Source organism: Flavobacterium sp. B114r (assembly GCF_056824125.1).
Window position 1 is genome coordinate 2,154,723 of the sequence record NZ_CP124858.1, and the last position, 23,396, is coordinate 2,178,118.

At 32.4% G+C, this 23,396-nt stretch carries 22 protein-coding genes, 1 tRNA gene and 1 pseudogene; 17 read left to right on the forward strand and 7 right to left on the reverse strand.

What is annotated here, in order from left to right:
- The 7 genes from QLQ94_RS09440 to QLQ94_RS09470 all read left to right on the forward strand — a co-directional run bounded on the left by QLQ94_RS09440 (position 1) and on the right by QLQ94_RS09470 (position 8,716).
- The gene (locus tag QLQ94_RS09440; RefSeq protein ID WP_271337623.1) at positions 1 to 1,152 is read left to right on the forward strand and encodes a formimidoylglutamase; all 1,152 of its coding nucleotides are present in this window, start codon (positions 1 to 3) and stop codon (positions 1,150 to 1,152) included.
- Positions 1,153 to 1,415: 263 nt separating this feature from the next.
- Positions 1,416 to 2,819: a T9SS ring complex lipoprotein PorK/GldK gene (gene porK, locus QLQ94_RS09445; RefSeq protein WP_271337624.1), complete on the forward strand. Its 1,404-nt coding sequence runs from the start codon at positions 1,416 to 1,418 to the stop codon at positions 2,817 to 2,819.
- 60 nt (positions 2,820 to 2,879) lie between these two features.
- Positions 2,880 to 3,527 carry a type IX secretion system motor protein PorL/GldL gene (gene porL / locus QLQ94_RS09450; RefSeq protein ID WP_271337625.1) on the forward strand — a complete coding sequence of 216 codons (648 nt, stop codon included), beginning with the start codon at positions 2,880 to 2,882 and terminating at the stop codon, positions 3,525 to 3,527.
- 51 nt (positions 3,528 to 3,578) lie between these two features.
- Positions 3,579 to 5,114: a type IX secretion system motor protein PorM/GldM gene (gene porM / locus QLQ94_RS09455; protein WP_271337626.1), complete on the forward strand. Its 1,536-nt coding sequence runs from the start codon at positions 3,579 to 3,581 to the stop codon at positions 5,112 to 5,114.
- A 46-nt stretch (positions 5,115 to 5,160) separates the two neighbouring features.
- On the forward strand, positions 5,161 to 6,150 hold the full coding sequence (gene porN / locus QLQ94_RS09460; protein WP_072959658.1) for a type IX secretion system ring subunit PorN/GldN: 990 nt from the start codon (positions 5,161 to 5,163) through the stop codon (positions 6,148 to 6,150).
- Between the two features lie 427 nt (positions 6,151 to 6,577).
- Entirely contained in the window at positions 6,578 to 7,567 is a 990-nt protein-coding gene (gene porN, locus QLQ94_RS09465; RefSeq protein WP_271337645.1) for a type IX secretion system ring subunit PorN/GldN, read from the forward strand.
- 75 nt (positions 7,568 to 7,642) lie between these two features.
- Positions 7,643 to 8,716, forward strand: coding sequence for an NAD(P)/FAD-dependent oxidoreductase (locus tag QLQ94_RS09470; protein WP_271337627.1), 1,074 nt, complete (start codon positions 7,643 to 7,645; stop codon positions 8,714 to 8,716).
- Here QLQ94_RS09470 and QLQ94_RS09475 read toward each other — a convergent pair.
- On the reverse strand, positions 8,697 to 9,080 hold the full coding sequence (locus tag QLQ94_RS09475; RefSeq protein WP_271337628.1) for a DUF983 domain-containing protein: 384 nt from the start codon (positions 9,078 to 9,080) through the stop codon (positions 8,697 to 8,699). The two genes, QLQ94_RS09470 and QLQ94_RS09475, sit on opposite strands and share 20 nt — an antisense overlap.
- 214 nt (positions 9,081 to 9,294) lie before the next feature.
- Here QLQ94_RS09475 and QLQ94_RS09480 point away from each other — a divergent pair.
- The 4 genes and pseudogenes from QLQ94_RS09480 to abc-f all read left to right on the forward strand — a co-directional run.
- Positions 9,295 to 9,417 (forward strand): annotated as a pseudogene (locus QLQ94_RS09480) (protein phosphatase 2C domain-containing protein); the annotation flags it as partial.
- Positions 9,418 to 9,580: 163 nt separating this feature from the next.
- Positions 9,581 to 10,342, forward strand: coding sequence for a hypothetical protein (locus tag QLQ94_RS09485; protein ID WP_271337629.1), 762 nt, complete (start codon positions 9,581 to 9,583; stop codon positions 10,340 to 10,342).
- A gap of 30 nt (positions 10,343 to 10,372) precedes the next feature.
- Entirely contained in the window at positions 10,373 to 11,374 is a 1,002-nt protein-coding gene (locus QLQ94_RS09490) for a TerC/Alx family metal homeostasis membrane protein (RefSeq protein ID WP_271337631.1), read from the forward strand.
- Positions 11,375 to 11,628: 254 nt separating this feature from the next.
- Positions 11,629 to 13,542, forward strand: coding sequence for a ribosomal protection-like ABC-F family protein (abc-f, locus tag QLQ94_RS09495; RefSeq protein WP_482499579.1), 1,914 nt, complete (start codon positions 11,629 to 11,631; stop codon positions 13,540 to 13,542).
- A gap of 197 nt (positions 13,543 to 13,739) precedes the next feature.
- On the opposite strand, the gene QLQ94_RS09500 is transcribed toward abc-f, so the two are convergent.
- Positions 13,740 to 14,702, reverse strand: coding sequence for an App1 family protein (locus QLQ94_RS09500; protein WP_271337633.1), 963 nt, complete (start codon positions 14,700 to 14,702; stop codon positions 13,740 to 13,742).
- A gap of 66 nt (positions 14,703 to 14,768) precedes the next feature.
- Here QLQ94_RS09500 and QLQ94_RS09505 point away from each other — a divergent pair, with 66 nt between their 5' ends.
- Complete coding sequence (locus tag QLQ94_RS09505) at positions 14,769 to 15,638, forward strand: diacylglycerol/lipid kinase family protein (protein WP_271337634.1); 870 nt, start codon at positions 14,769 to 14,771, stop codon at positions 15,636 to 15,638.
- Positions 15,639 to 16,305: 667 nt separating this feature from the next.
- On the opposite strand, the gene QLQ94_RS09510 is transcribed toward QLQ94_RS09505, so the two are convergent.
- The gene (locus QLQ94_RS09510; RefSeq protein ID WP_271337635.1) at positions 16,306 to 17,451 is read right to left on the reverse strand and encodes a peptidogalycan biosysnthesis protein; all 1,146 of its coding nucleotides are present in this window, start codon (positions 17,449 to 17,451) and stop codon (positions 16,306 to 16,308) included.
- 128 nt (positions 17,452 to 17,579) lie between these two features.
- Positions 17,580 to 18,068 (reverse strand): DUF1761 domain-containing protein, encoded by a 489-nt coding sequence (locus tag QLQ94_RS09515; RefSeq protein WP_271337636.1) that lies wholly within the window; start codon positions 18,066 to 18,068, stop codon positions 17,580 to 17,582.
- 225 nt (positions 18,069 to 18,293) lie between these two features.
- On the opposite strand from QLQ94_RS09515, the gene QLQ94_RS09520 reads away from it, so the two are divergent.
- Positions 18,294 to 18,599, forward strand: a complete 306-nt coding sequence (locus QLQ94_RS09520) for a hypothetical protein (RefSeq protein ID WP_271337637.1) — start codon at positions 18,294 to 18,296, stop codon at positions 18,597 to 18,599.
- Between the two features lie 128 nt (positions 18,600 to 18,727).
- On the opposite strand, the gene QLQ94_RS09525 is transcribed toward QLQ94_RS09520, so the two are convergent.
- Positions 18,728 to 19,264, reverse strand: a complete 537-nt coding sequence (locus QLQ94_RS09525) for an STM3941 family protein (RefSeq protein ID WP_271337638.1) — start codon at positions 19,262 to 19,264, stop codon at positions 18,728 to 18,730.
- 80 nt (positions 19,265 to 19,344) lie between these two features.
- A tRNA-Glu gene (locus QLQ94_RS09530) sits at positions 19,345 to 19,416 on the reverse strand.
- Between the two features lie 708 nt (positions 19,417 to 20,124).
- Between QLQ94_RS09530 and QLQ94_RS09535 the strand changes: the two genes are divergently transcribed.
- Positions 20,125 to 20,838 carry a hypothetical protein gene (locus tag QLQ94_RS09535; protein WP_271337639.1) on the forward strand — a complete coding sequence of 238 codons (714 nt, stop codon included), beginning with the start codon at positions 20,125 to 20,127 and terminating at the stop codon, positions 20,836 to 20,838.
- Positions 20,839 to 21,031: 193 nt separating this feature from the next.
- Here the strand turns inward: QLQ94_RS09535 and QLQ94_RS09540 are convergent, their stop codons facing one another.
- Positions 21,032 to 21,235, reverse strand: coding sequence for a helix-turn-helix domain-containing protein (locus QLQ94_RS09540; RefSeq protein WP_414655401.1), 204 nt, complete (start codon positions 21,233 to 21,235; stop codon positions 21,032 to 21,034).
- A 147-nt stretch (positions 21,236 to 21,382) separates the two neighbouring features.
- Between QLQ94_RS09540 and QLQ94_RS09545 the strand changes: the two genes are divergently transcribed.
- From QLQ94_RS09545 to QLQ94_RS09555, 3 genes are all read left to right on the forward strand, one after another.
- Positions 21,383 to 21,685 (forward strand): hypothetical protein, encoded by a 303-nt coding sequence (locus QLQ94_RS09545; RefSeq protein WP_271337640.1) that lies wholly within the window; start codon positions 21,383 to 21,385, stop codon positions 21,683 to 21,685.
- A gap of 425 nt (positions 21,686 to 22,110) precedes the next feature.
- Positions 22,111 to 22,671, forward strand: coding sequence for a hypothetical protein (locus QLQ94_RS09550; protein ID WP_427401513.1), 561 nt, complete (start codon positions 22,111 to 22,113; stop codon positions 22,669 to 22,671).
- A 155-nt stretch (positions 22,672 to 22,826) separates the two neighbouring features.
- Positions 22,827 to 23,357 carry a hypothetical protein gene (locus tag QLQ94_RS09555; RefSeq protein ID WP_427401512.1) on the forward strand — a complete coding sequence of 177 codons (531 nt, stop codon included), beginning with the start codon at positions 22,827 to 22,829 and terminating at the stop codon, positions 23,355 to 23,357.
- Positions 23,358 to 23,396: the final 39 nt, after the last annotated feature.

A 23,396-nucleotide genomic window follows, 5' to 3' on the forward strand; every position in this document is an offset into this window, starting at 1 on the left:
ATGGAGTTTGATTTTCTAGAACCAGTTAATGAAGGAATTTTAAAATTCATTAGTTCATTGTCTTCACAAGAATTGGGTAGCAAAATTGTTTTGCATACACAAGATCAGTTTCCTGATATAAGCAAAATTACGATTGCAATAGTTGGTGTTTTAGAAGACCGACGTAATAGTAATGTGATTAATGAGGTTGATTTAAATGCAGTTCGTAAGAGACTTTACAGTATGTTTCCCGGTAACTGGGATGCATCTATTGCAGACTTAGGTGATATTCGCGCAGGAAATTCTGTAGAGGATACTTATTTCGCTTTAAAAAAGGTTACATCAAGATTAATCAGGAATAAAGTGATTCCTATAGTTCTGGGAGGTTCACAGGATTTGACCTATGCTTTGTATCGTGCTTACGATGATTTAGAGCAAATGGTAAATATGGTAGCCGTAGATAATAAATTTGATTTTGGAAAAGAAAACGAAACAGTTTCGGCTAATTCTTATCTTACTAAAATTATTATCGATGAGCCTAATAATCTGTTTAACTATTGCAATATTGGTTATCAGACGTATTACAATTCGCAGGAAGAAATTGATTTGATCGAAAAGTTATTTTTTGATGCCTATCGTTTGGGTGAAATCTCAAATAATATTGCACTGGCTGAACCTGTTTTCAGAGATGCTGATTTGGTAAGTATAGATTTGAATTCAGTAAAATCTTCAGAATCAGGAAATCTAATCTCTTTTGAGCCAAATGGTTTCAACGGAAAAGAAATATGTTCGTTAGCCAGATATGCAGGAATTAGTGATAAAGTATCCTGTTTGGGGATTTTTAATCATAATAGTACAGCACCGGAATCAGTTATTATTGCACAAATGGTTTGGTATTTTATAGAAGGATATCATTATCGATCTAAAGAATATCCATTTGGTAGTAGAGCAACGTATTTAAAATATATTGTTCCGCTCGAAGAAGAAGAATTGGTTTTTTATAAGAGTGATAAAACAGAGCGATGGTGGATTGAAATTCCGTTTGAGTCAAATGGTCACAATAAGTTGAAGAGAAATACGTTATTACCCTGTTCGTACGACGAATATCTAAGCGCTTGTAATCAGGAATTGCCGGAAAGATGGTGGAAAGCCCAACGAAAAAACGCTTTATAATTGGAAATTTTGTTGAAATTTTCAATTTTTTTTAAATTTTAAAAAATCGTTAACAAATATTAGTAGGAAAATAAATGCAAAATATAAAATTTAACGTGTTACGTCGATTTTTTGCGTTAGTTTGTCGATGAAATATTTTTTTTTTATTTTATTTAACATTATTTTTGAGCGATAAAATAAATTTCGCAACTTGTATTGTTTTTTAGATAAATAATAAATACGTTTACGGACTTATAATAATGAATAGATAATCCCAAATTTATATGAAGAAGTTTATTGCATTTGCAGCAATGTTAACACTGGTAATTGGCTGTGGTAAGTCAGGAGACAAAGGTGAGTTGGTTGGTGTTTCAGGAGGGAAATGGCATCCGGAGAAACCTTATGGAATGACTTTAGTTCCAGGTGGGTCTTTTATTATGGGTAAATCAGATGCTGATTTAGCTAATGTGGAAGATGCTCCAACTAAAACAGTTACAGTTCGTGCATTTTATATGGATGAAACTGAGATTACAAATAGTGAGTACCGTCAATTTGTAGAATGGGTAAAAGATTCTACAATGAGAGTTCGTTTGGCAATTCTTGCTGATGAAACAGGACAAAAATCTACTGGTGACAAAGGAAAAAAAGGTGGAAGTATTGCAGATTATGCATTTAATGATTCAGAGCCGGACAAAATGACGGCATATGATAAATACATGTATGATAATTACTATAGTGTAGGAACAAAAGATGATCCTTATGCTGGAAGAAAACTGAACAAAAAAGTAAAGTTAATCAAAGATACTAAAGCATATCCGGATGAATATTATGCTGAGGTAATGGATTCTATGTATTTGCCAATTGAAGAATCATATAATGGTTTGAGAACAATTGATGTAAACAAATTGAAATTCCGTTATTCTTGGATGGACATTCAGGCTGCTGCAAAAGCTAAAGTTGGTAAAAGAAAAGATTTCGTTAAAACAGAACAAGTTAGTGTTTATCCTGATACAACAGTTTGGATTAAAGATTTTGCTTATTCTTATAATGAGCCAATGCATAATGACTATTTCTGGCACAAAGCTTACGGAGATTATCCTGTAGTTGGTGTAACCTGGAAACAAGCTAAAGCATTTTGTGCATGGAGAACTTTAAATAAAAACAGTTATATTAAATCAAAGAAAAAAGGACGTGATTTAGTAAACTCATTCAGATTGCCAACAGAGGCAGAATGGGAGTATGCTGCAAGAGGTGGTCTGGAATCAGCTACATATCCTTGGGGAGGTCCTTATACTAAAACTGACAGAGGTTGTTTTATGGCAAACTTTAAACCAAGCAGAGGTGATTATGCAGCTGACGAAGCTTTGTATACTGTTGAGGCTAAATCATATGATGTAAATGGTTACGGATTATATAATATGGCAGGAAACGTTTCAGAGTGGACAGATTCAGCTTATAATCCAAATGCATATGAATATGTTTCTACAATGAACCCTAACGTAATTGATGGAAACAATCAAAGAAAAGTAGTTCGTGGAGGTTCTTGGAAAGATGTTGCTTATTTCCTACAGGTAAGCACACGTGACCACGAATATGCAGATTCTGCAAGAAGTTATATTGGTTTCAGAACAGTACAAGATTACATGGGAACTCAAGCAACCGGAAGCGGAAAAAAGAAAAGTAAGTAATAATTAAATTCAAATAACCAAATCAAATCTATTTTAAATTAAAACCTAAAAAAAAGTATTATGGCATTATTAAGTAAAAAAGCAATGAATTTCGCTTATGGTATGGGAGCGGCAGTAGTAATTATTGGAGCTTTATTCAAAATTACTCACTTTGAGATTGGACCATTAACAGGAACTTTGATGTTATCAATTGGATTGGTAACGGAAGCGTTAATCTTTGCACTTTCTGCTTTTGAACCAGTTGATGAAGAGTTGGACTGGACTCTTGTTTATCCTGAATTAGCTAACGGTCAAGCAGTGAAAAAAGGTAATAAAGTTGAAACTCCATCTGATGCCCAAGGATTGTTGTCTCAAAAATTAGACGTAATGTTGAAAGAAGCTAAAATTGACGGAGAATTAATGTCAAGTTTAGGAAACTCTATCAAAAATTTCGAAGGAGCTGCAAAAGCAATTTCTCCAACAGTAGATTCTATTGCAGGACAAAAGAAATATGCTGAAGAAATGTCTATGGCTGCTGCACAAATGGAATCATTAAACAGCTTATACAAAGTTCAATTAGAAAGTGCTACAAGAAATGCACAAGCAAACAGTGAAATCGCTGAAAATGCAACTAAATTGAAAGAACAAATGCAATCAATGACTGCAAACATTGCTTCTTTAAACAGTGTTTACGGTGGTATGCTTTCTGCAATGAGTAACAAAGGATAATTAGTTTTTGACTATTATATTAAATTTATTAATAAGAACTAATTAGAAAAAATGGCAGGAGGAAAATTAACCCCTAGACAGAAGATGATTAACCTGATGTATCTGGTTTTCATCGCAATGTTGGCAATGAACGTATCAAAAGAAGTTATATCTGCTTTTGGTTTGATGAATGAAAAATTTGAAGATGCAAACGTTTCTTCGGTTACAACAAACGCAAAGTTATTAGAAACTTTAAATCTAAAAGCTTCTGAGGCAAAAGGAGAATTTGCTGATGCAGCTGTAGTTGCCCATAAGGTGGAAGCTATTTCAAAAGATTTTTATACTTTTATTGGAAGTTTAAAGGCGCAAGCTGTAAATGGTTTTGAAATAGATAAAGAAACTGGAAAGTTACCTTACGAGTCTATGGACAGAGGTGATAACATCGACGACTGGTTTACAGGTGATGGTTACACTAAAAAAGGTAATGAAATTATTGCTAAGATTGAAAAATACAAAGCAGATATGAAAGCTGCTCTTGGTGCTAAGTATGCTGATATATCTACTGAAGTTAACAAGAAATTTGATGTTTCTGATGTCAAAAATAAAGATGGTATTAAAGAAAAATATTTAGCATATCATTTTAAAGGATTTCCCGCAATTGCAACCGCTGCAAAACTTTCAGCTTGGCAGAATGATGTACAGAAAATAGAAGCCGATGTTTACAATCGTGCTTTAGGAAAAGCAGCAGTTGATGAGGCTTCTTACAGTAAATTTGAAGCCATTGTTGTATTAGATAAAAATGCTTATTTTCAAGGAGAAAAAGTTACAGGTAAAGTAGTTTTGGGTAAATACGATCCAAATGCTCAATTTACGGATTTTAAAGGACCTGGAAGATTAGTTAATGGTCAGGCTGTTCTGGAAATGACTGCTGGTGGAGTAGGAGAGCAAAAAATTGGAGGTTCTTTTAATTTTGTTGAGAATGGTAAGCCAATTGTTCTTCCTTTTAATGGAACTTATGTTGTAGTTCCAAGACCAAATTCTGCCACAATTTCTGCTGATAAAATGAATGTTGTTTATAGAGGTGTTGTTAATCCAATCTCTGTATCTTTTGCTGGTGTTGCTGACAACAAAGTTGTTGCTAGTGCTCCGGGATTATCTTCTGCTGGTAAACCAGGTAAATATAACATGAACCCGGGTTCTGGTAATGAAGCTACAATTGCTGTTACTGGTACGTTGCCAAACGGAGATAAAGTTACAGATAAGAAAACATTCAGAATTAAAGGTATTCCTGGACCAACTGGTACAATTAGAGGAGAAGTGGGTGTTGTAAGAGGACCTAAATCTAACTTAGAGATTGCTACTATTGGTGCTAAATTACTTGACTTCGATTTTGAAGTTGGTTTAGATGTTGTTGGATTTAATTTGAAAATTGCAGGACAGCCTACTGTTGTTGTTTCTGGAAATAAATTGAATGCTCAGTGTAAAACAATACTTTCAAGAGCTGGAAAAGGAGATCAGGTTACTATTTCTGAAATTAAAACTAAACTTGTTGGAGCTGGTAGTTATTTATTACCAAGAACTGCTCCGGTAATTTACGAAATACAATAATAAAAAGTAGGTAAAACTACGTTCAATATCTTATAATGGTATCATGATGAAAGTAAGAAATTTTTTAATAGCTATTGTTTCTATCGCTGGAGGTTTTTCTTCTTATGCGCAATCTAATTTGCTAAATGCGAAAACACCTGCTCAGATAGGACTTAAAACTCCTGCTCAACTTATCTCAGATAACGATAAGCCTTTGGCTTATGGTTATGTAGATGATAGAGATATATTGATGGGGAAAACTACTTGGGAAATCATTGATTTAAATGAAAAAATCAACTTTCCATTATATTTTCCGGTAGATACGGCTAATATTGGTTCTGACAGACGCTCTCTTTATGACGTTTTGACGAAGGCTGTTAAAAATGGCAAAATAACTGAAGTGTATAGCGACAGTTATTTCAATACTAAAAAATCTTTGAAAGATATTCAGGGTGCGTTATCTCGTATTGATACAACAGATGCAGGAAGAGAATTGATCAACCAATATCCGGATGACTACAAATCACGTGTAGTGAAGAAAAAAGTAGTTACCGGTACCGGCAAAAAGAAATCTGTTTCTTATGTTGAAGAAACAGTAGGACCAACAAGATCAGTACCGGCAGAGTATATCCTTAAACAGGATTTAACTGCTGCAGATGTTACACAATATAAAGTTAAAGGATACTGGTATTTTGACAAACGTCAGAGTGAACTGAAATATCGTTTGCTGGGAATTTGTCCTGTAACTCCAGATGTTTATACAATGAATAGTGACGAGAAAGATTATATTGAGTTATTTTGGGTTTTCTTCCCTAATGCGAGAGAAGCTTTGCATGAAGCAAAAGCTTTTAACGATAATAACTCTGCGCTTCCAATTTCATTTGATCAGATATTAAATTCAAGACGTTTTAATGCAGTTATCTACAAAGAAGAAAACTTGTACGGAGATCGTGAGATCAAAGATTACATGAAAGATAATGCCCAAAACCAATTGTTAGAATCTGAAAGAGTAAAAGAGAAGATTCGTAACTTCGAACAAGATATGTGGAATTACTAAGTATCTCATTACATAATAAAAAAACTCTTACTGCGCCATGCAGTAAGAGTTTTTTTTCGTCTTTAATTAAGCTCAATTATTCAAGTATATAAGATTATATTAACTGATATTGATTTGATGAAATTTGTTTTTTTAGCAAAATAATAAGTATTTCTGAATTCCTTAGATTTAATTCATTTTAGTACAAATGTAGATAATCGCATTTTTAAAGTAATATTAAAACGTTGATAGAATAAAAAAATGTAACTTAGTTTGTTGTTAGTCAGTTATTTGGCGTTTTGTTGTACTGATTACTCTTATTTTGTAGGTATTATTTAGCGCAAAAAAAAGATTTTTTTAGTGTTTTTAATTTTTTACCCTGCTATTATGTAAGAAAATTACAATAAATCTGATAAAGCTACGTTCAATGTTTTATACTAATATCATGATGAAAATAAGACTTTTTTTAATTGTTATTGTTGTTGCTACGGGAAGTTTTTGCTGCCACGCACAATCAAATTTGCTAAATGCAAAAACGCCTGCGCAGATAGGATTAAAGACTGCTGCACAACGAATTTCAGACAATGACAAGCCATTATCTTATGGCTATGTAGATGATCGGGATGTATTGATGGGAAAAACGGTCTGGGAAATTATTGATTTAAATGAGAAAATTAATTTCCCTTTATATTTTCCTGTAGATACTGCTAATATTGGTTCAGACAGACGTTCTCTTTATGATGTGTTAATCAAAGGGATGAAAAGTGGTAAAATAACTGAAGTATACAGTGATAGCTATTTCAATACAAAAAAATCTTTGAAAGATATTCAGGGTGCGTTATCCCGTGTTGATACAACAGATGCGGGAAGAGAATTAATCAACCAATATCCGGACGACTACAAATCGCGTGTAGTCAAGAAAAAAGTAATTACAGGTACCGGGAAAAAGAAATCCGTTTCTTATGTTGAAGAAACTGTAGGGGCAACAAGATCAGTGCCGGCAGAATACATTTTGAAACAGGATTTAACTGCTGCAGATGTTACACAATATAAAATAAAAGGATATTGGTATTTTGATAAACGCCATAGTGAACTGAAATATCGTTTACTGGGAATTTGTCCCGTAACTCCTGATGTTTATACAATGAATAGCGACGAGAAAGATTATATTGAGCTATTTTGGATTTTCTTTCCAGATGCCAGAGAAGTGCTTTATGAAGCAAAAGCATTTAATGATAAAAATTCAGCGCGTCCAATTTCATTTGATCAAATTTTAAATTCGAGGTATTTTAATGCGGTAATTTATAAAGAAGAAAATATGTATGGAGATCGTGAGATCAAAGCGTATATGAAAGATGATGCGCAAAGTCAGCTGTTGGAAGCAGAAAGAGTAAAAGAGAAGATTCGTAATTTCGAGCAAGATATGTGGACCTACTAAATATTTGGTTGTATTATAACAGAAACTCTTACTACCTTTGTAGTGAGAGTTTTTTTTATTTTTATCTTTTTATACATGTTAGATTATTTAATTGTTGGATCTGGATTAGCAGGAATTTCTTTTGCAGAAGTTGCCCTTAAAAACAATAGCACTATTTTAGTTGTTGACAATGAATCTCAAAATTCATCAAAAGTCGCTGGCGGTTTATATAATCCTGTTATTTTGAAACGTTTTAGTGAGGTTTGGAAAGCGCAAGAACAATTAATACTGATGAGCGATTTCTACCGTCAGATAGAAGATAAATTGCAGGTGAAATTTAATTTTAAACTCCCTATTTTAAGAAAATTCTTTTCGATCGAAGAACAGAATAATTGGTTTGCTGCTTCAGACAAAATAAATCTGGCGCCTTTTCTATCTACTAAATTAATTACCAAAAAATATAATAGTATTGATTCTCCATACGATTATGGCGAAGTTTTGCATACAGGTTATGTAGATACAGCTTTGTTGCTGGATAATTACAAAAAGTATTTGCAAGAAAATAATTTGTTATTAGAAGAGTCTTTTGATAGTAGTTGTGTAGAGTTTTTAGATAACGGAATTCAATATAAAAATATCCGGGCCCGTCATATTATTTTTGCAGAAGGTTTTGGTCTGCATAAAAACCCTTTCTTTAATTATTTGCCATTAGACGGTACAAAGGGAGAATTGTTTGTAATAAAAGCGCCGGATTTAGATCTTGATGTTATAGTAAATACAAGCGTTTTTATATTGCCTATGGGTAATGATTTATTTAAAGTTGGTGCTACATATAACTGGCAGGATAAAACAGATTTACCTACAGAAGAAGGGAAACAAGAACTTCTTGAGCGTATAAAAGAAATTATAACCTGCGATTTTGAAATTGTAAAACATTTTGGTGGAGTTCGCCCAACTGTTAAAGACAGAAGGCCTTTGATTGGTACACACCATGAGCATCAATCGCTGCATATTCTAAACGGATTAGGGACAAGAGGCGTAATGCTTGGGCCTGCAATGGCAAAAGCTTTATTTGATAAAATTGAAAATGAAGTTCCTCTAGATCGTGAAATTGATATTCAGCGATTTCATAAAAGATATTTAAAGACTCTTATTTTTGACCGGCCTTAGGATCATAAGAGACAAACATGTTAATGTATAAATTCCTTGAAAGTCTTAAAACAAACGGAAACAATACAATTAAGCTAATAACTATTGCGATAAAGGATTCTTCGATTGAAGCTTTGAAAAATACAAAGGAAATTATAAAAGCCGCAATCCCAACCGCAACATTTAATCCGTAGCTTACATACATCGCACCATAAAAAAATGAAGGTTCAATTTGATATTTAAATCCGCAATGACTGCAATGGTCATTCATTTTTAAAACTTTAGTCAAATGAAGCGGATTGCTGTCTGTATACATGCTTTCTTTTTGGCATTTTGGACAACTTCCCGTTAAAATACTATTTAATTTTGATCCTTTTTTAAACATTCTTCTAAGTGTTATTTGATGTAGTATCGAAGATTTTTTTCTTTTTTTGAATAATAATTCTTTCGAATATTGATAGATTTATTATTTATTAATCTTACAAAGCAGATAAGTTGCAAATATACCTATTTTGTTGCAACTCTACTTGGAAAAAAGTATTAGAGTTTTTGTCATTTCGGTAGTTTTTTTTGCCTGATATCAGCAATTTGTTAGAGAAGATGATTTAGCGTTTAAAAATTTCAAGGAAATTGGCTGGAGTGTTTTAGCGGTTTCTGATGGCGCAGGTTCGGCAAAAGTATCAAGTAAAGGTTCTAAAATAGCATGCGATTCTGTAATTTAGTATTTTGAAGAAAATTTAAATGCTGAACATCTAAAAGAATTCGATCAGGTTTTAGTAGCACATCACAATAAAGTAACTGACAAAACATCTGAATAAAACAGACCCAAATAGAAAATTACCAAACAGATTAACCGATTTGCATGCATTACCGGTTTTAATTTATATGTTTTTATTGCATAGACATCCGTTAAAAGGCGGGAAGGTGCATGATCTTGATACAGAAAAAGATGACTTGCTGTCGATGGGCGAAAAAGCGATGTTTATAGAACATCCCACAGATCCGGCAAACAGACCCAAACTCAATCAGGTCTCTAAATGGGATTTGCCTTGGGCAGGTATTACAAAATTGCCGTACACCATCACGGGCCCTTATTTAAAAACCTTATTTGATAAAGTTTTTATTGACGGATTACACAACCCGATGCAAAGGCCTAATGCCGAAGAATGGGAAATAGCGTTGCTGAAAACTACAGACTTAATGCAGAAATACCATAATGTTTCCTGCGAGCAAAAATGGTATGTTTTTGATAACACCAATACACCAAGATGCCCGTTTTGTAATACGGCGCACAAAGGCACGCTCCCTGTATTAGATTTGTATTATCAATTTCAGGAAACTACCTGGAAACCTGAAAATCACAGATTGATGGTTTATAATGATCAATACTTGTTTCAATGGCACGTTAATCGTAATATTGCCAGAAATGAAAAACTGACCGCAGCGCAAAAAGTTCCTGTTGGTTACTTTACATTTTTTAATGATAAATGGGTATTTGTCAATCAAAAACTAACCTCATTAAAAGATGTTACCGAAGACAAAGAAATTCCTATTGGGACAATGCTGGAGCTGACAGATGGTAAAAAAATATTGCTTTCAAAAGAAGAAGGCGGCAGAGTGATAGTAGTTACAATGGCTAATAAATAATTTCAAATCTAATTTAATTAATATTTAAAAATGAATCAACACCCTATTTTTTCAGAACACCCAGGTTTAATAATAGTATTTGCAGTCGCGGTAGTAATCATGCTGTTGTTGGATTTAGGAATTTTCAATAAGAAAAGCCATGTCGTAACTAATAAAGAAGCGATAACCTGGTCATTAGTTTGGATAAGTTTAGCAATGATTTTTAGTGGTTTAATTTATCACTTTGCAGGCGCTGCCAAATTTTATGAGTTTCAATCAGCCTATTGGATTGAGAAAGCACTTTCTGTAGATAATCTATTTGTTTTTATATTAGTCTTTAAATTTTTTGATGTACAAAACGAAAACAAGCATAAAGTTTTATTTTGGGGAATTATAGGAGCTTTAGTTCTAAGAGCTATTTTTATATTCTCAGGAGCATTCTTAATCGAGCTTACATACTTAAACAAATTATTGAGCCTTGCCGGATTAGAAGGATTTAAATATGATATCAATTTAATCATGACTGCTTTTGGATTGTTCCTTGTTTATGCCGGAATTAAATCCTGGTCAGCTGGTGATGAAGACGATGATGAAGATTACAACAATACAAGAGGGGCAAGATTGATCAGAAAGTTTTTTAGTGTTTCTGATAAATACGATGGCGATAAATTCTTTACATACGAAAACGGAAAAAAATTAGCAACACCGCTTTTAGTAGTTGTAGCGGTAATTGAGTTTACAGATTTACTATTTGCAGTTGACTCTATTCCTGCGATTTTCGCGATTTCAAATGACCCGTTTATCCTTTATACCTCTAACATTTTTGCAATTTTAGGATTAAGAGCATTGTTTTTCTTATTAGATAACTTCATTCACTTGTTCAGCAAACTACAATACGGATTGGCAATTATCCTTTCGTTTATTGGTGTTAAAATGATCATTGCTCCATTTTATCATATCGAATCAATTTATTCATTGATCGTTATCGGAGGAATTTTGGTGATCTCAGTAGTATTATCTATTTTGATGCCAGAGCCAAAAGAAGCAGAATAAGCAAAAATCATAATATAATAAAAAACGGATGGAGGATCTTAATTGATCTTTCATCCGTTTTTTTAGGGTCACTATCTAATGAAATAGCAAGATCAAGGTCGCAAAATAAGATAGGAGAGCAGAAAGAGTCCTAAAGATATGTTTTTAAAACCGGGGTCGAAACTTCAATTAATTGTCTTACTTTTGCACTTTCAAAAAGTAAAGTAAAAAAAGTACTTAAAACCTTTACTGCCTGTAACAATAGTCACAAAATTATGCTTAATATACACAATCTTTCGGTTTCTTTTGGAGGAACATATTTATTTGAAGAAGTTACTTTTCGTTTAGGTGCCGGTGACCGCGTAGGTCTTGTTGGTAAAAACGGAGCCGGTAAATCGACAATGCTAAAAATGTTAGCAAGAGATTTTGCTCCTGATTCCGGAGTTATTTCTCAGGAAAAAGATATCCGAATGGGGTTTTTACGTCAGGATATTGATTTTGAACGCGGAAGAACAGTTTTAGAAGAAGCTTACGAAGCCTTTACTGAAATTAAAATTGTAGAGAAGAAATTAGAAGAAATCAATCATCAATTGGTTACCAGAACTGACTATGAGAGTGAAGAATACGGACATATTATTGAAGACTTGTCTGATTATACCCATCGTTTTGAACTATTGGGAGGTTACAATTATGTAGGAGATACAGAAAAAATCCTTTTGGGATTAGGTTTCAAAAGAGAAGTGTTTAACAATCAGACTGAAACTTTTTCAGGAGGTTGGAGAATGCGTATTGAGCTTGCTAAACTATTATTGCAGGCAAATGATGTATTACTTCTGGATGAGCCTACGAATCACCTTGATATCGAAAGTATCATCTGGTTAGAGAGTTTCTTGCGTAATTATCCTGGAGTTGTAGTAATCGTATCGCACGATAAAATGTTCCTGGATAATGTTACCAATCGTACAATCGAAATTTCTTTAGGAAAAGCGTACGATTTCAATAAACCATATTCACAGTATTTAGAACTGCGTCATGAAATTCGTGAAAAACAATTAGCGACTCAGAAGAATCAGGCTAAGAAAATTGAAGAAACAGAAAAACTAATCGAGAAATTCCGTGCAAAAGCTTCAAAAGCTTCAATGGCGCAATCGTTGATTAAAAAGTTAGATAAAGTAGAAAGAATCGAAGTTGATGAAGATGACAATTCAGTAATGAATATTACGTTTCCTGTTTCAAAAGAACCGGGTAAAGTAGTAGTCGAAGCTGAGCATGTAACGAAAGCTTACGGAGATAATGTGATCTTAAAAGACATTGATTTATTAGTAGAACGCGGTAGTAAAATTGCTTTTGTTGGACAAAATGGTCAGGGAAAATCAACATTTATCAAAGCGATTGTAAACGAGTTTGAATACGACGGAAATATCAAATTAGGACACAATGTACAATTGGGTTATTTCGCTCAAAATCAAGCTGAATATCTTGATGGCGAAATCACGCTGCTGCAAACCATGGAAGATGCTGCAACAGACACAAACCGATCAAAAGTGCGTGACATGTTGGGATCTTTCTTATTTCGTGGCGATGATGTAGAGAAAAAAGTAAAAGTACTTTCAGGAGGTGAACGTAACCGTTTGGCACTTTGTAAGCTATTATTACAACCCATCAATGTTTTGCTGATGGATGAGCCTACGAATCACTTGGATATCAAATCTAAAAACGTTCTAAAAGCCGCACTTCAAAAATTTGGAGGAACCTTATTATTAGTTTCTCACGATAGGGATTTCCTGCAGGGAATGTCAAATATTGTTTACGAATTCAAAGATCAAAAAATCAAACAATATTTAGGAGATATCAATTATTTCTTAGAACAGCGCAATCTTGAAAACATGCGTGAAGTCGAGAAAAAAGATATTGCTAAAGCTGCTGCTCCAAAAGAAAGCAATAAAACTTCGTACGAAGATCAGAAAAAAGGGAAAGCATTACAAAATAAATTGAGTAAAGTTGAAAGTCAAATCAAGCAATTAGAGCGAGACATTCAGCACGATGATAAGTTGTTGGCTTCTAATTATAACAAACATATCGAAGATGCTTCTTTTTTTACTGCATACAAAAAGAAGAAAAAAGATTTAGATCAATTGCTTCTTGACTGGGAAATTGTTCAGGAAGAGATTGATAATTTTAAAGGTTAATTTAGTTTTTAGTCTCAGTGGCAGTTTTCAGTTTCTGAGCTTAAATCATATAGTTTAAATAAGTCTTTGTTAAAGTTTCGAGCTTTGACAAAGGCTTTTTTTGTTTTCTGGATCTAATCCGGTTTTCCTCTTCAATCTGGGCTGTAAGAAGGGTTTCAGATGTGAAACCTGAAACTTAAAACTTGGAACAAAAAAATCTACTGAATTAGGCCAATAGATTTAGAATGCATAATCGCTTCGCTGCTGTCTTTATAATAACAAACAGAGACTTCTAAATTCTCTAAGTTTTTCAAAACAACCTGAGTTGCTTTTTTTTGATGTTTCCCCGTTTGCCTGATGTAAACCGCCTTTACAGTCACAGGGAATATTTTGCAGATTCGTTCATAGAGAATAGGATCGTGTTGTGAATCATCACCCAGTAAAACATATTTAAGATTAGGATAGAACTCCAGAACATGTTTTATTTTATCAAACTTATGATCGTGATTTCCGCGTCCGCTCATGAAAAAATCCGTGATGCCTCTTCTAATATCTTTCAATAAAATAACAGCTCTTGGTAATTTATGTATTTTAGTAAATTTCACGATAAACCGGTACAAATTCCATTCACTGCTTGAAACATAAAAAAAGGCATTTTCTTCTTCTTTATTGTTTCTTCCGGCTGAGCTCAAAGCCTGATAATGAGATACAACATCTGTAAAGACTTTACGATCATTTACATTTTTAAATAAAAGAATATAGATTTTTTTGAAGAAATTTTGAGTATGCGAAATCAAAAAGGTATCGTCAATATCAGATATTATTCCTAATTTTCCTTTGTGAGGTCTAATAAAACTGCCTTTTTCAGTGATGGTTTCATTTTCATCTTTAATGCTAACTTCATATTCCATCCATCCAAAAGAAGTTTCTGTTTCAAGTGGAATACAAAACTTAAAATAGCCGTCGTCTAATGTTTTAGTATGAATTTCCTGATTGCCGCACTTTAGATAAATATCAAAATTTTCAAGTGTTTTTATCCTAAACTGATTAATGATTGAACGTGCATTTTTTAGGTTTTTCTTCTGGAAATCATAATCATACGTTCTTTTAAAAACATGGCCCATTACAATTAATTCCTCTTCATTGGCATAACCTCGATATAATTGTAAAATTGGTTTCATTAATTACGTATATTTATAGATAGATGCTGTAAATTAATTATTTTAATTGACTTTAAAAATAAAATTTTGAAAAAGAATATCATATTTGTTGTAAACCCTATTTCCGGAGACTTGGATAAATCAGATTTGATTGAAGCAGTTGAAGAGTTTGCAATTACAAATCATTTTGATCTGGAAGTGTATGAAACCAAAGGTAAAAATGATCAAAGAGAAATACAAAAACGTTATAATCAATATTTACCGGAACGAATTATTGTTGCCGGTGGCGACGGAACTATAAAAATGGTTGCTGAAGCCATGGAAGAGTTTGATGTAATTATAGGTATTTTGCCTGCAGGATCGGCAAATGGTTTATCTGTCGACCTGAATTTGCCTACTACCATTGAGGAGAATCTGAGAATTGCTTTTCTGAATCGTTATATCGAAATGGATATGATCTGTATCAACGGTAAAAAAAGTATTCATTTAAGCGATATTGGTGTTAATGCCAATCTGGTTAAGAATTACGAAGAAAGTAATTTACGCGGTTTTTGGGGATATGCCTTGCAGGCTTATTCGGCATTGAAAGAGTCAGAAGAACCTTTTGTAGCAACTATTTCGGCAAATAATAAAACGGTTGAGCATACCGCAAGAATGATTGTCATTGCGAATTCTCAAAAATACGGAACAGGAGTTGTTATCAATCCGCATGGCGTTATGAATGACGGGAAGTTTGAATTGGTGATCCTCAAGAATCTTGATTTATTACTAATCGGAAAAATTATTACTGGTAATATGCCAATTGATTCTGATGATATAGTGATTATTTCGACAGACAAAGCCACGATAAAAACAGATTATCCTGTAAATTTTCAGATTGACGGTGAGTATTGCGGTGCACAGACTTCTTTAGAAATTCATATTTTGCACAAACAAATGAAAATTGCAATTCCTTAAAAAGTAATTTCACTTTCGACAAAGTTGACAAAGATTTACGTTCCAGAAAGTTACCACAATCTTGTCATCTCGACGGAGGAGAGATCACACAAGTAATTCCATAAAAAAAGTTACCAATCTTTGTCGAGTTCTGCGTGTGATCTCTCCTTTCAGTCGAGATGACAAACTATACGAAAATATTATTATGAAAATGATTGCCCTAGCCCCGATAGAAGTCTACCGTGTGGATACAAGTATAAAACAAACACGAATTTCACAAACTAAATTAACCTGTTAAAATTTGTGCAAATTCGTGACCCGAGGCTGAAAGTCGAACAGGCGAAGCAAATTCATGTTCAAAACTGATTAACAATATTTGCGTCCAGACGGTAGGATAGAAGTGGGAATCCTTTTGTGCCGGTCCCGAGGCTTTGGTCAATGTCATTAAGTTAAGCTTTTTTAAGGACAATTATGGCTAAAAAAATTCGCGAAAAGTCGCAAAGTCGCAAAGAAAACGGATGTCAACTTGGCGGCTTTGCGACTTTGCGCGAGATCCATTCGGCAAAAGCATTATAAATTTTCTTTAAATTAAATGACATTGGGCTTCGGGAGCGGGATTAGCTCCTGAAAAAAAATGGTTTTATTATCGAAATGAGAAAAATGCGCAAACCAACTTTGCAAAAGCTATTTATTTAAAAGGATTTCGTTCCTGCCAATCAGTCTTAGGTTCAAGGTAATTGAAAAGTTTAGCAATGTTATGATTGATCAAAGCGTTGCTGTGCGTAATCAATCCATACATTTTTACAGGTTTTGCTCCAACAGAACTTTTGATTTCCAAAGCAGTTCGTGCAAAAACAATTTCTGAAAAACCCTGATTGATCGAACAGGCAATCATATCGTACAACATGTTTAAGTACAACATTTTTTCACGCTGAATCGTTTCATCATAACCTAAAAAATAGGTATCCATCGCGGTTCCATTTTTAATTAGCGTATTGAAACCAATTAGTTTTTCGTCTAGAAAATAGCCATAAAACAAAAAATTATCCTTCATGATTTCTTTAAAAAAACTAAAGTGATTTCGTGCTAAGAAAAAAGTATTGAAAGGCGCGTTCTTAGCCACATGAAAATACAAATCATAAATAACATCTTCATAATTCTTAATGTCATCCAGAGCCATTTTTTTCTTTACAATTCCTTCCGCTTTTTTTCGGGCACGTTTGTATTGGTCGCGATACTTTTTTGATAAAGCATCAATGTAGTCTTGTTCAGTTGTCCAATTTTTGTTGATTTCGAAAATCATATTGGGTTGGGTCGAAAACGTATAATTGTTTTTAAATTCAGCTTGTAGCGGCTCAATTTCCTTTTCTGTAAAATCTTTTATGCTTGTTATATGAACCTTTCTTCCGTTTGCTTTCAGGTCTTTTTTAAGCTGGTTAATTGCTTTGTGAAGTGTTTTAACGGCCTTAGGCTGCTTTATGTCTTGAGCAAATGCAAAAGCATTTTGTCCCGTGAGCATATTGTTACCAACGAATAAAACATGTGAAGCAAAGTTTTTGAATGCAAAATTGCGTACAGATGTTTTTAAACATTGATCCCGTTCTCCAAAAGAATCCAGCTTTTCTGCGAATAAAAATTGAGTTAAGGCAATTCCTGCGAGTTTATCTTCGTTGAAAATCCCAATAAAATGACAAATCATATTTACCGGAGAAGAGTTTTCCAGTACCTCGAGATATTCCCTGGTCAAAAAAATATTATCTGCCGCCAGTGAATTCCATTCTAAAGGTAGTAATGATGCACTGTTGTAGATTTGAAAAGAATAAGTTGTATTCAAAAGTGTGAGCTAATTTTTTCAAAATTAGATAATATTTATAACAACTCACTTTGTTTAAGTTATTATTAAGAAAAACCCGTTTGATTTTATTTCAAACGGGCTTTTTTTATTTTTTATTTTTTTTGAATTTATGCATATGCGCAAATAATTCCGCCCATTAAAGTTAGTGTTATCACCCAGAACCCGGCGTGAATAAATATGTATTTCCATGATTTTCTTTCGAATAAGCCATTAATTCCAATGATCGGAAAAGCAAATAATAATCCGGACATGAATCCGTGAAGCGCTCCATGTTTAAACGTGCGATATGCCATTCCGTAATCTGCCATAAAAGCAGCAAAGGATGGTTTTGCGCTATCGATTAACGGCGGTCCGCCAACCATACCAATAGCACCGGTTTGATGAATGGTTAATGACATTAGCGTAACAGTAATCATTAAAGAGAAAATATAAGTCAATCCGAATATTTTGAGCATATTTCCTTTTCGAAGTTCTTCCTGCGTCAGATTATTTTCCCGCATCCAGATTGTCCCAAACACTTTTGGGTTGTACCAGATAAATCCAACTACAAGCGTTACAAGAGCAGATAAAAATAGTGCAATAGGTTTAATTTCCATAATATGAGGTTTTTGTGATTAGTTAATCAAAATTAAAATAAAAAAATGAGAATCTGAATAAAGATAAAATTGGGGTAGAAGTGCTGATGTAGCATAAAAAAAAAATAACATTTAATTTAGACTGTATTTTTTACACATTTGCTTTTTTTTCATAACTTTAATTCTTCAATTTGCATAAAAATAAATAGAAGTATAAAATAATCTAACCTTTTTAATAATAAAATTATGGTAATACAATATCAAGGTGAACAACACGGAAAAGCAACAACATTTACGATAAAAATCATAGGCAATAATTTGTCTAAAAGCAGCTCTAATTATCAAATTGATTTATTGGTAGGAGATAAGCAATTGCCAACTTTTACAACATCGATTCATCAGAGTTTATCAAATTGTTTGAAAGAAATTTATTTATTCAGAAAACATAACGGGATAGAATTTGATGCAGCTTCAGAAAAAATAGCACCACTTTTAGTGCCTTACGATTTGGTTTTATACAATTATAATAAAGGAGCTTTATTCATGGCTTAAGCTTATTAATTTGACTAAAACAAAAAAAAGACTGTTCGATTGAATAGTCTTTTTTTGTTTTTAATTTTATTGTAGTAGTGTTTCACCTCTTCGAATTTTTTCAAATTAGCAAAACATTCATTTTAGTTTTAATTATTTGATGAAGTACTTTCTTTCCATAAGGTATTAAATGAGGTAAAAAGTGCATCAGCATCAATATCAATTTCAGAAGCTGAATACATTAATGTCAACTGATTAGTGTTTTTGTTATGGGCGATATTCCACATCATTTTCGAAAGCCTTCCTTCGTATTTTTCAGGATTGTTAATCGTAACAACAACGAGATTATCTCCTCCGGTTTTTTCTAATTCGATGTTGTCTACATCAATCCAATTCACGATTCCAAAAGATTTTGACATTGGTGTTGTTTTTCCGTAAAAGTTTTGATTGTTTAATTCAATTAACGGGCTTTTGTCTTTTAGGCTCAGAACGCTTTTTAATAAAAGTATAAGCATGATTAAAAATGCTCCAATAGAAAACACAAGCGGTTTGGTTTTTAATTCATTATCAAATATTCCCGCACTGTAAAGAATAACAAGGAGCAAAATAAGACAGACTCCTAAAGAAGTAAGTAATAATTTTTTTGTTTTCTTTGAATTTCGATATAATTTTATTTCTTTTTCCATTTGTATTTTACCTGAATTTTAAATTTTGCTATATCCTGTAAAAGTAAAAAGCTCCAGATTTCTCTGGAGCTTTTTTTTAGTAGCCCGTAGCGGAATCGAACCGCTCTTACATGGATGAAAACCATGCGTCCTAACCGATAGACGAACGGGCCTACTTCTCTAATGTGGGTGCAAAAATGCAACTAATTTTAAGATTATACAAACAGATTTTAGGTTTTTTTTTGAATTGATATTTTAAAAATATCACATTTAGAAACAATTAATCATAAATAAATCAAGTTAACTGTTGTGTATTTATTTGATTAATAATTGATTGTTTTTACATTAAAAAAAGGATAACGAGGATTTTTCTCTTGTTTTATTAAAAAAATAATTTTTATAAAGATTGAAAATATTTTTATTTTGAAAGAATATTCCTTTGTTTTAGTATTGTGCTTTGCGCTTTGTATTTGTGAATGTTATCTTAAATTATTATATTTACTTAAGATTCACTAAGCTTTATCATACCAGAATTTAGTGGCAACATAAAAAAAAGCTAACAGACGACTGAAATTAGGTGTTGTCAAAAAAAAATGAATTATGGGAAGAATTGTAATGGTAATAGGTTTGACGATTACTTTCTTGGTATGGATTTTATATCGACTTATAGTTAAAAGGGATTTAAAGAAAAATTTAAATAACATGTACCTTGGATTCTTTTTTATTGGAACCTGGGTGCTTTTCTATCTCTTCATTATTGAGTGTTTTTAGATTCGTAAATTATTGGTTATCGAATATATCCAAATTTAGATGGTTTTATCGCACATATGAAAGTTAGCTGTCATTGTAAAACGACACCGCAGACATTGAAAAAATAGACAATGATTGATAATTTACCAACATATATTTCGTTGACTTTCGGACTGACAACAGTTGCGACTTTATTGCTTTTTATTTGGACAATTAGAAGCTCAAATTCTGAAGAGACACGAAAAAAAGCAACGACAGTTTTTATAGGTTTGGCAATTTGGTTGACAATACAGTTGGTTTTGACATTCAAAAATATTTACAACTCTGACACAAATTCTTTTCCGCCAAAAATAATGTTGATAGGAATTTTGCCGACACTTTTGATAATTATTTTATTGTTTGCAACTTCAAAAGGCAGGCAATTTATTGACAGTTTACCTCTTAAGAATTTGACATATCTAAACGTTGTCAGAATACCAGTTGAAATAGTTTTGTTTTGGCTTTTTCTCAACAAAGCAATTCCGGAGTTGATGACTTTTGAAGGTCGAAACTTTGACATTCTAGCGGGGATTTCTGCGCCATTAGTCGCATATTTTGGATTGACAAAAGCAAAACTAAGCCGAAAAGTAATTTTAATATGGAATTTTATTTGTCTTGGGCTTTTAATAAGTATTGTTGTGAACGCACTCTTTTCGACACCGTCACCAATTCAAAAATTTGCTTTTGAGCAACCCAATATTGCGATTTTAAATTTTCCCTTTAGTTGGTTGCCAACATTTATAGTACCTATTGTTTTATTTGGCCATTTAGCATCAATTAGACAATTATTAAAGCCTAAAAACTGACGAATAAACGAAAGAATATAAACAACGAATGGCTAGGGTGTTTTGGGGAGATTGGGATTTTAGGCTGAATTTACAGATAGTTTTGTACTTGTAAAATTTGTGTTTAACTCAAAAAATCAAAATTCGCGGAGTTTAGAAATGGTATATAAAAAAAAAGCGCCAGATTTCTCTGAAGCTTTGTCTTAGTAGCGGGTTATATTTCTCGGAATAATTCTGATATCTCTACATTTAAAGCTTTACTGATTCGAATAAGCTTGTCGATTCCCATAATTTGTTTGCCTAACATATATCTTCTTAACGCTTCAATATCTAAATCTGAATCGTGAGCAATATGTCTTACTTTAAGATTTTTTTCTTTTATAATCTCCTTTATATTATTTCCAACAATCTTAATTATTTTTTCTACTCTTTTGTTTTAGTAGATTGATTATTGATATTTATGAATAGACAGTCATAAATGCAGGAACGTATAAATCCAGTCATATATGTTCCTGTTTTATTGTAAAAACTTCCTGACCTATGCAAATAAAAATAATAAGATATTATGGAAACTAATGAGATTGAAAAATTGGAGAATCTTAAAAAAATAATTGAGAAGTATTTTAATAATCCAAGGTCAGACAGATCAGAATTCTATACACCTCAAATTAAGATTAATTATTATGAACTTGGTTGTATGATTATAAATATGTTGAAAATGTGTGTTTTAACAATAGATAATGAAGGACATCAACTTGCTCTCCGCAGAGTAGTTCTTATTAGCGTTGTGCGAATGTCTCCTGACTTCGCACTTGCAATCTTGATCATAACAAAAAAAGCTCCAGATTTCTCTGAAGCTTTGTCTTAGTAGCCCAAACAGGACAATTCTCGAACCTTTTTATTGATGATTTAAAAAAAACAACAAATATTATATATTGATTTCCATATTTAAATTTGATCTTAGTCATTTATAGTATTGAATCAGTGGAATAAAAGTCTACTTGTTTAGTTCTTATTTTATTCTCAGAAAGTAGAGTTAATGAGAGTTTAAACAAGAATTAGCTTGACATAACGTTTTGTACTATGGAAATTGTACTTATAAATGTACTAAAGGATTCAACAAATATAAGTTCGTTTGAATATTGTTAAGTAAATATCCTATTTTTGAAAACAAATAAACGCTGACATTTGTCAGACATAGCAACCCACTTTAGGGTAGATAGGTTGGATTTTATCAGACATATATACAAGTTGTGCGAGACTTTAACTGAACGAAACTGAATAAAATATTAAATGAAAATACTATTAAAGGTTTTAAGTCTAATTTTAGTTACTATAATTTTACTAAGCTTTACATGTGATCAAAATTCAATGAAAATTTATGGTCAATTGAAACCTAGAAAACCTGAAATCAATGTTTCTGGATTGAAAATTTTGGTAAAAACTAATAACCTTATCTTAGCTGAAACACTAACAGACACTTTTGGTAAATTCAAATTGATTTTTATTCCAAAAGCAAATGATAAGATTAGTTTTTATTGCACAGGAATTGGGAAAGACACAATATTTTTAAAAAGAATAATAAATATCAAAACTGACTCCTTAAATCTAGCTTTTTCACTACCAGTAAAATACAAACTAAATTTAGAAGGTAAAGTAATTTGTCCAATTTGTAAAAAAAGCGATAAAGTATTAAAACTTATTTATATTAATACAAATCCTTATATTGCTGTTGGAGTAAAAGAAACAGATCAAGGTCTAATTGATATTTCAAATGTTAAATTAAAACAAGAAAAATATACTCCCATAGAACTTTCAAGGTATTCATGCAAAAGAGATAGTATAAAATTTTAAAAAAGCGATCGCACAACAGCTACTACAACGGATTTTGGCAATAGGCTTAATGGAAAGTTGGTTTTGTATTTGGGTTGATTTGGAAAATCCGAAAATAGGGGTTTGATTTAGTCCCAAACCCGCTGTAGTACCAGAACATTAGAAAATATTTGCATATGATTGAAAAGCAACAAAAATCCGACAGACAATATGCCGCTTCTATGGCACGAAAATATTTCAGTGGACAAATTTCAAAATTTCAAATAATAGATAATTTTCCAGATTACGAAAAAGATGTTAAAATCCGACTTCTCTACAAACAGATTATGGAAAATCCGAAAAGAAGCTGGTTTTTCGGAGTTTCTAAAGAAAAATATGAAAAATACATAATAGGCATTTATGAAATCATCGAAGATTTAGAAACGGACAAATTAAGATTTGAGACTATGAAAACCCTGCTTAAACAATTGTGGCTACAATCAAACAATTGTTCTGAATCAATTGAAAATATGGGATTTCAGATTTTTGAAGTTTCAAAGATGACTTATAACTCTAAAAAAGAAATTTTACGATATTTAAACTTACTTATTGACAAAAATTATATTAGAAGCATATCAGAAGAACCTTTACTTTATGAATTTACTGAAACTGGAAAGAAAATAGAAACAGATTCTGAAATTGAAGAAATAATAAAAAACGTTACCTAACAGCTACTACAGCGGATTTTGGCAATAGGCTTAATGGAA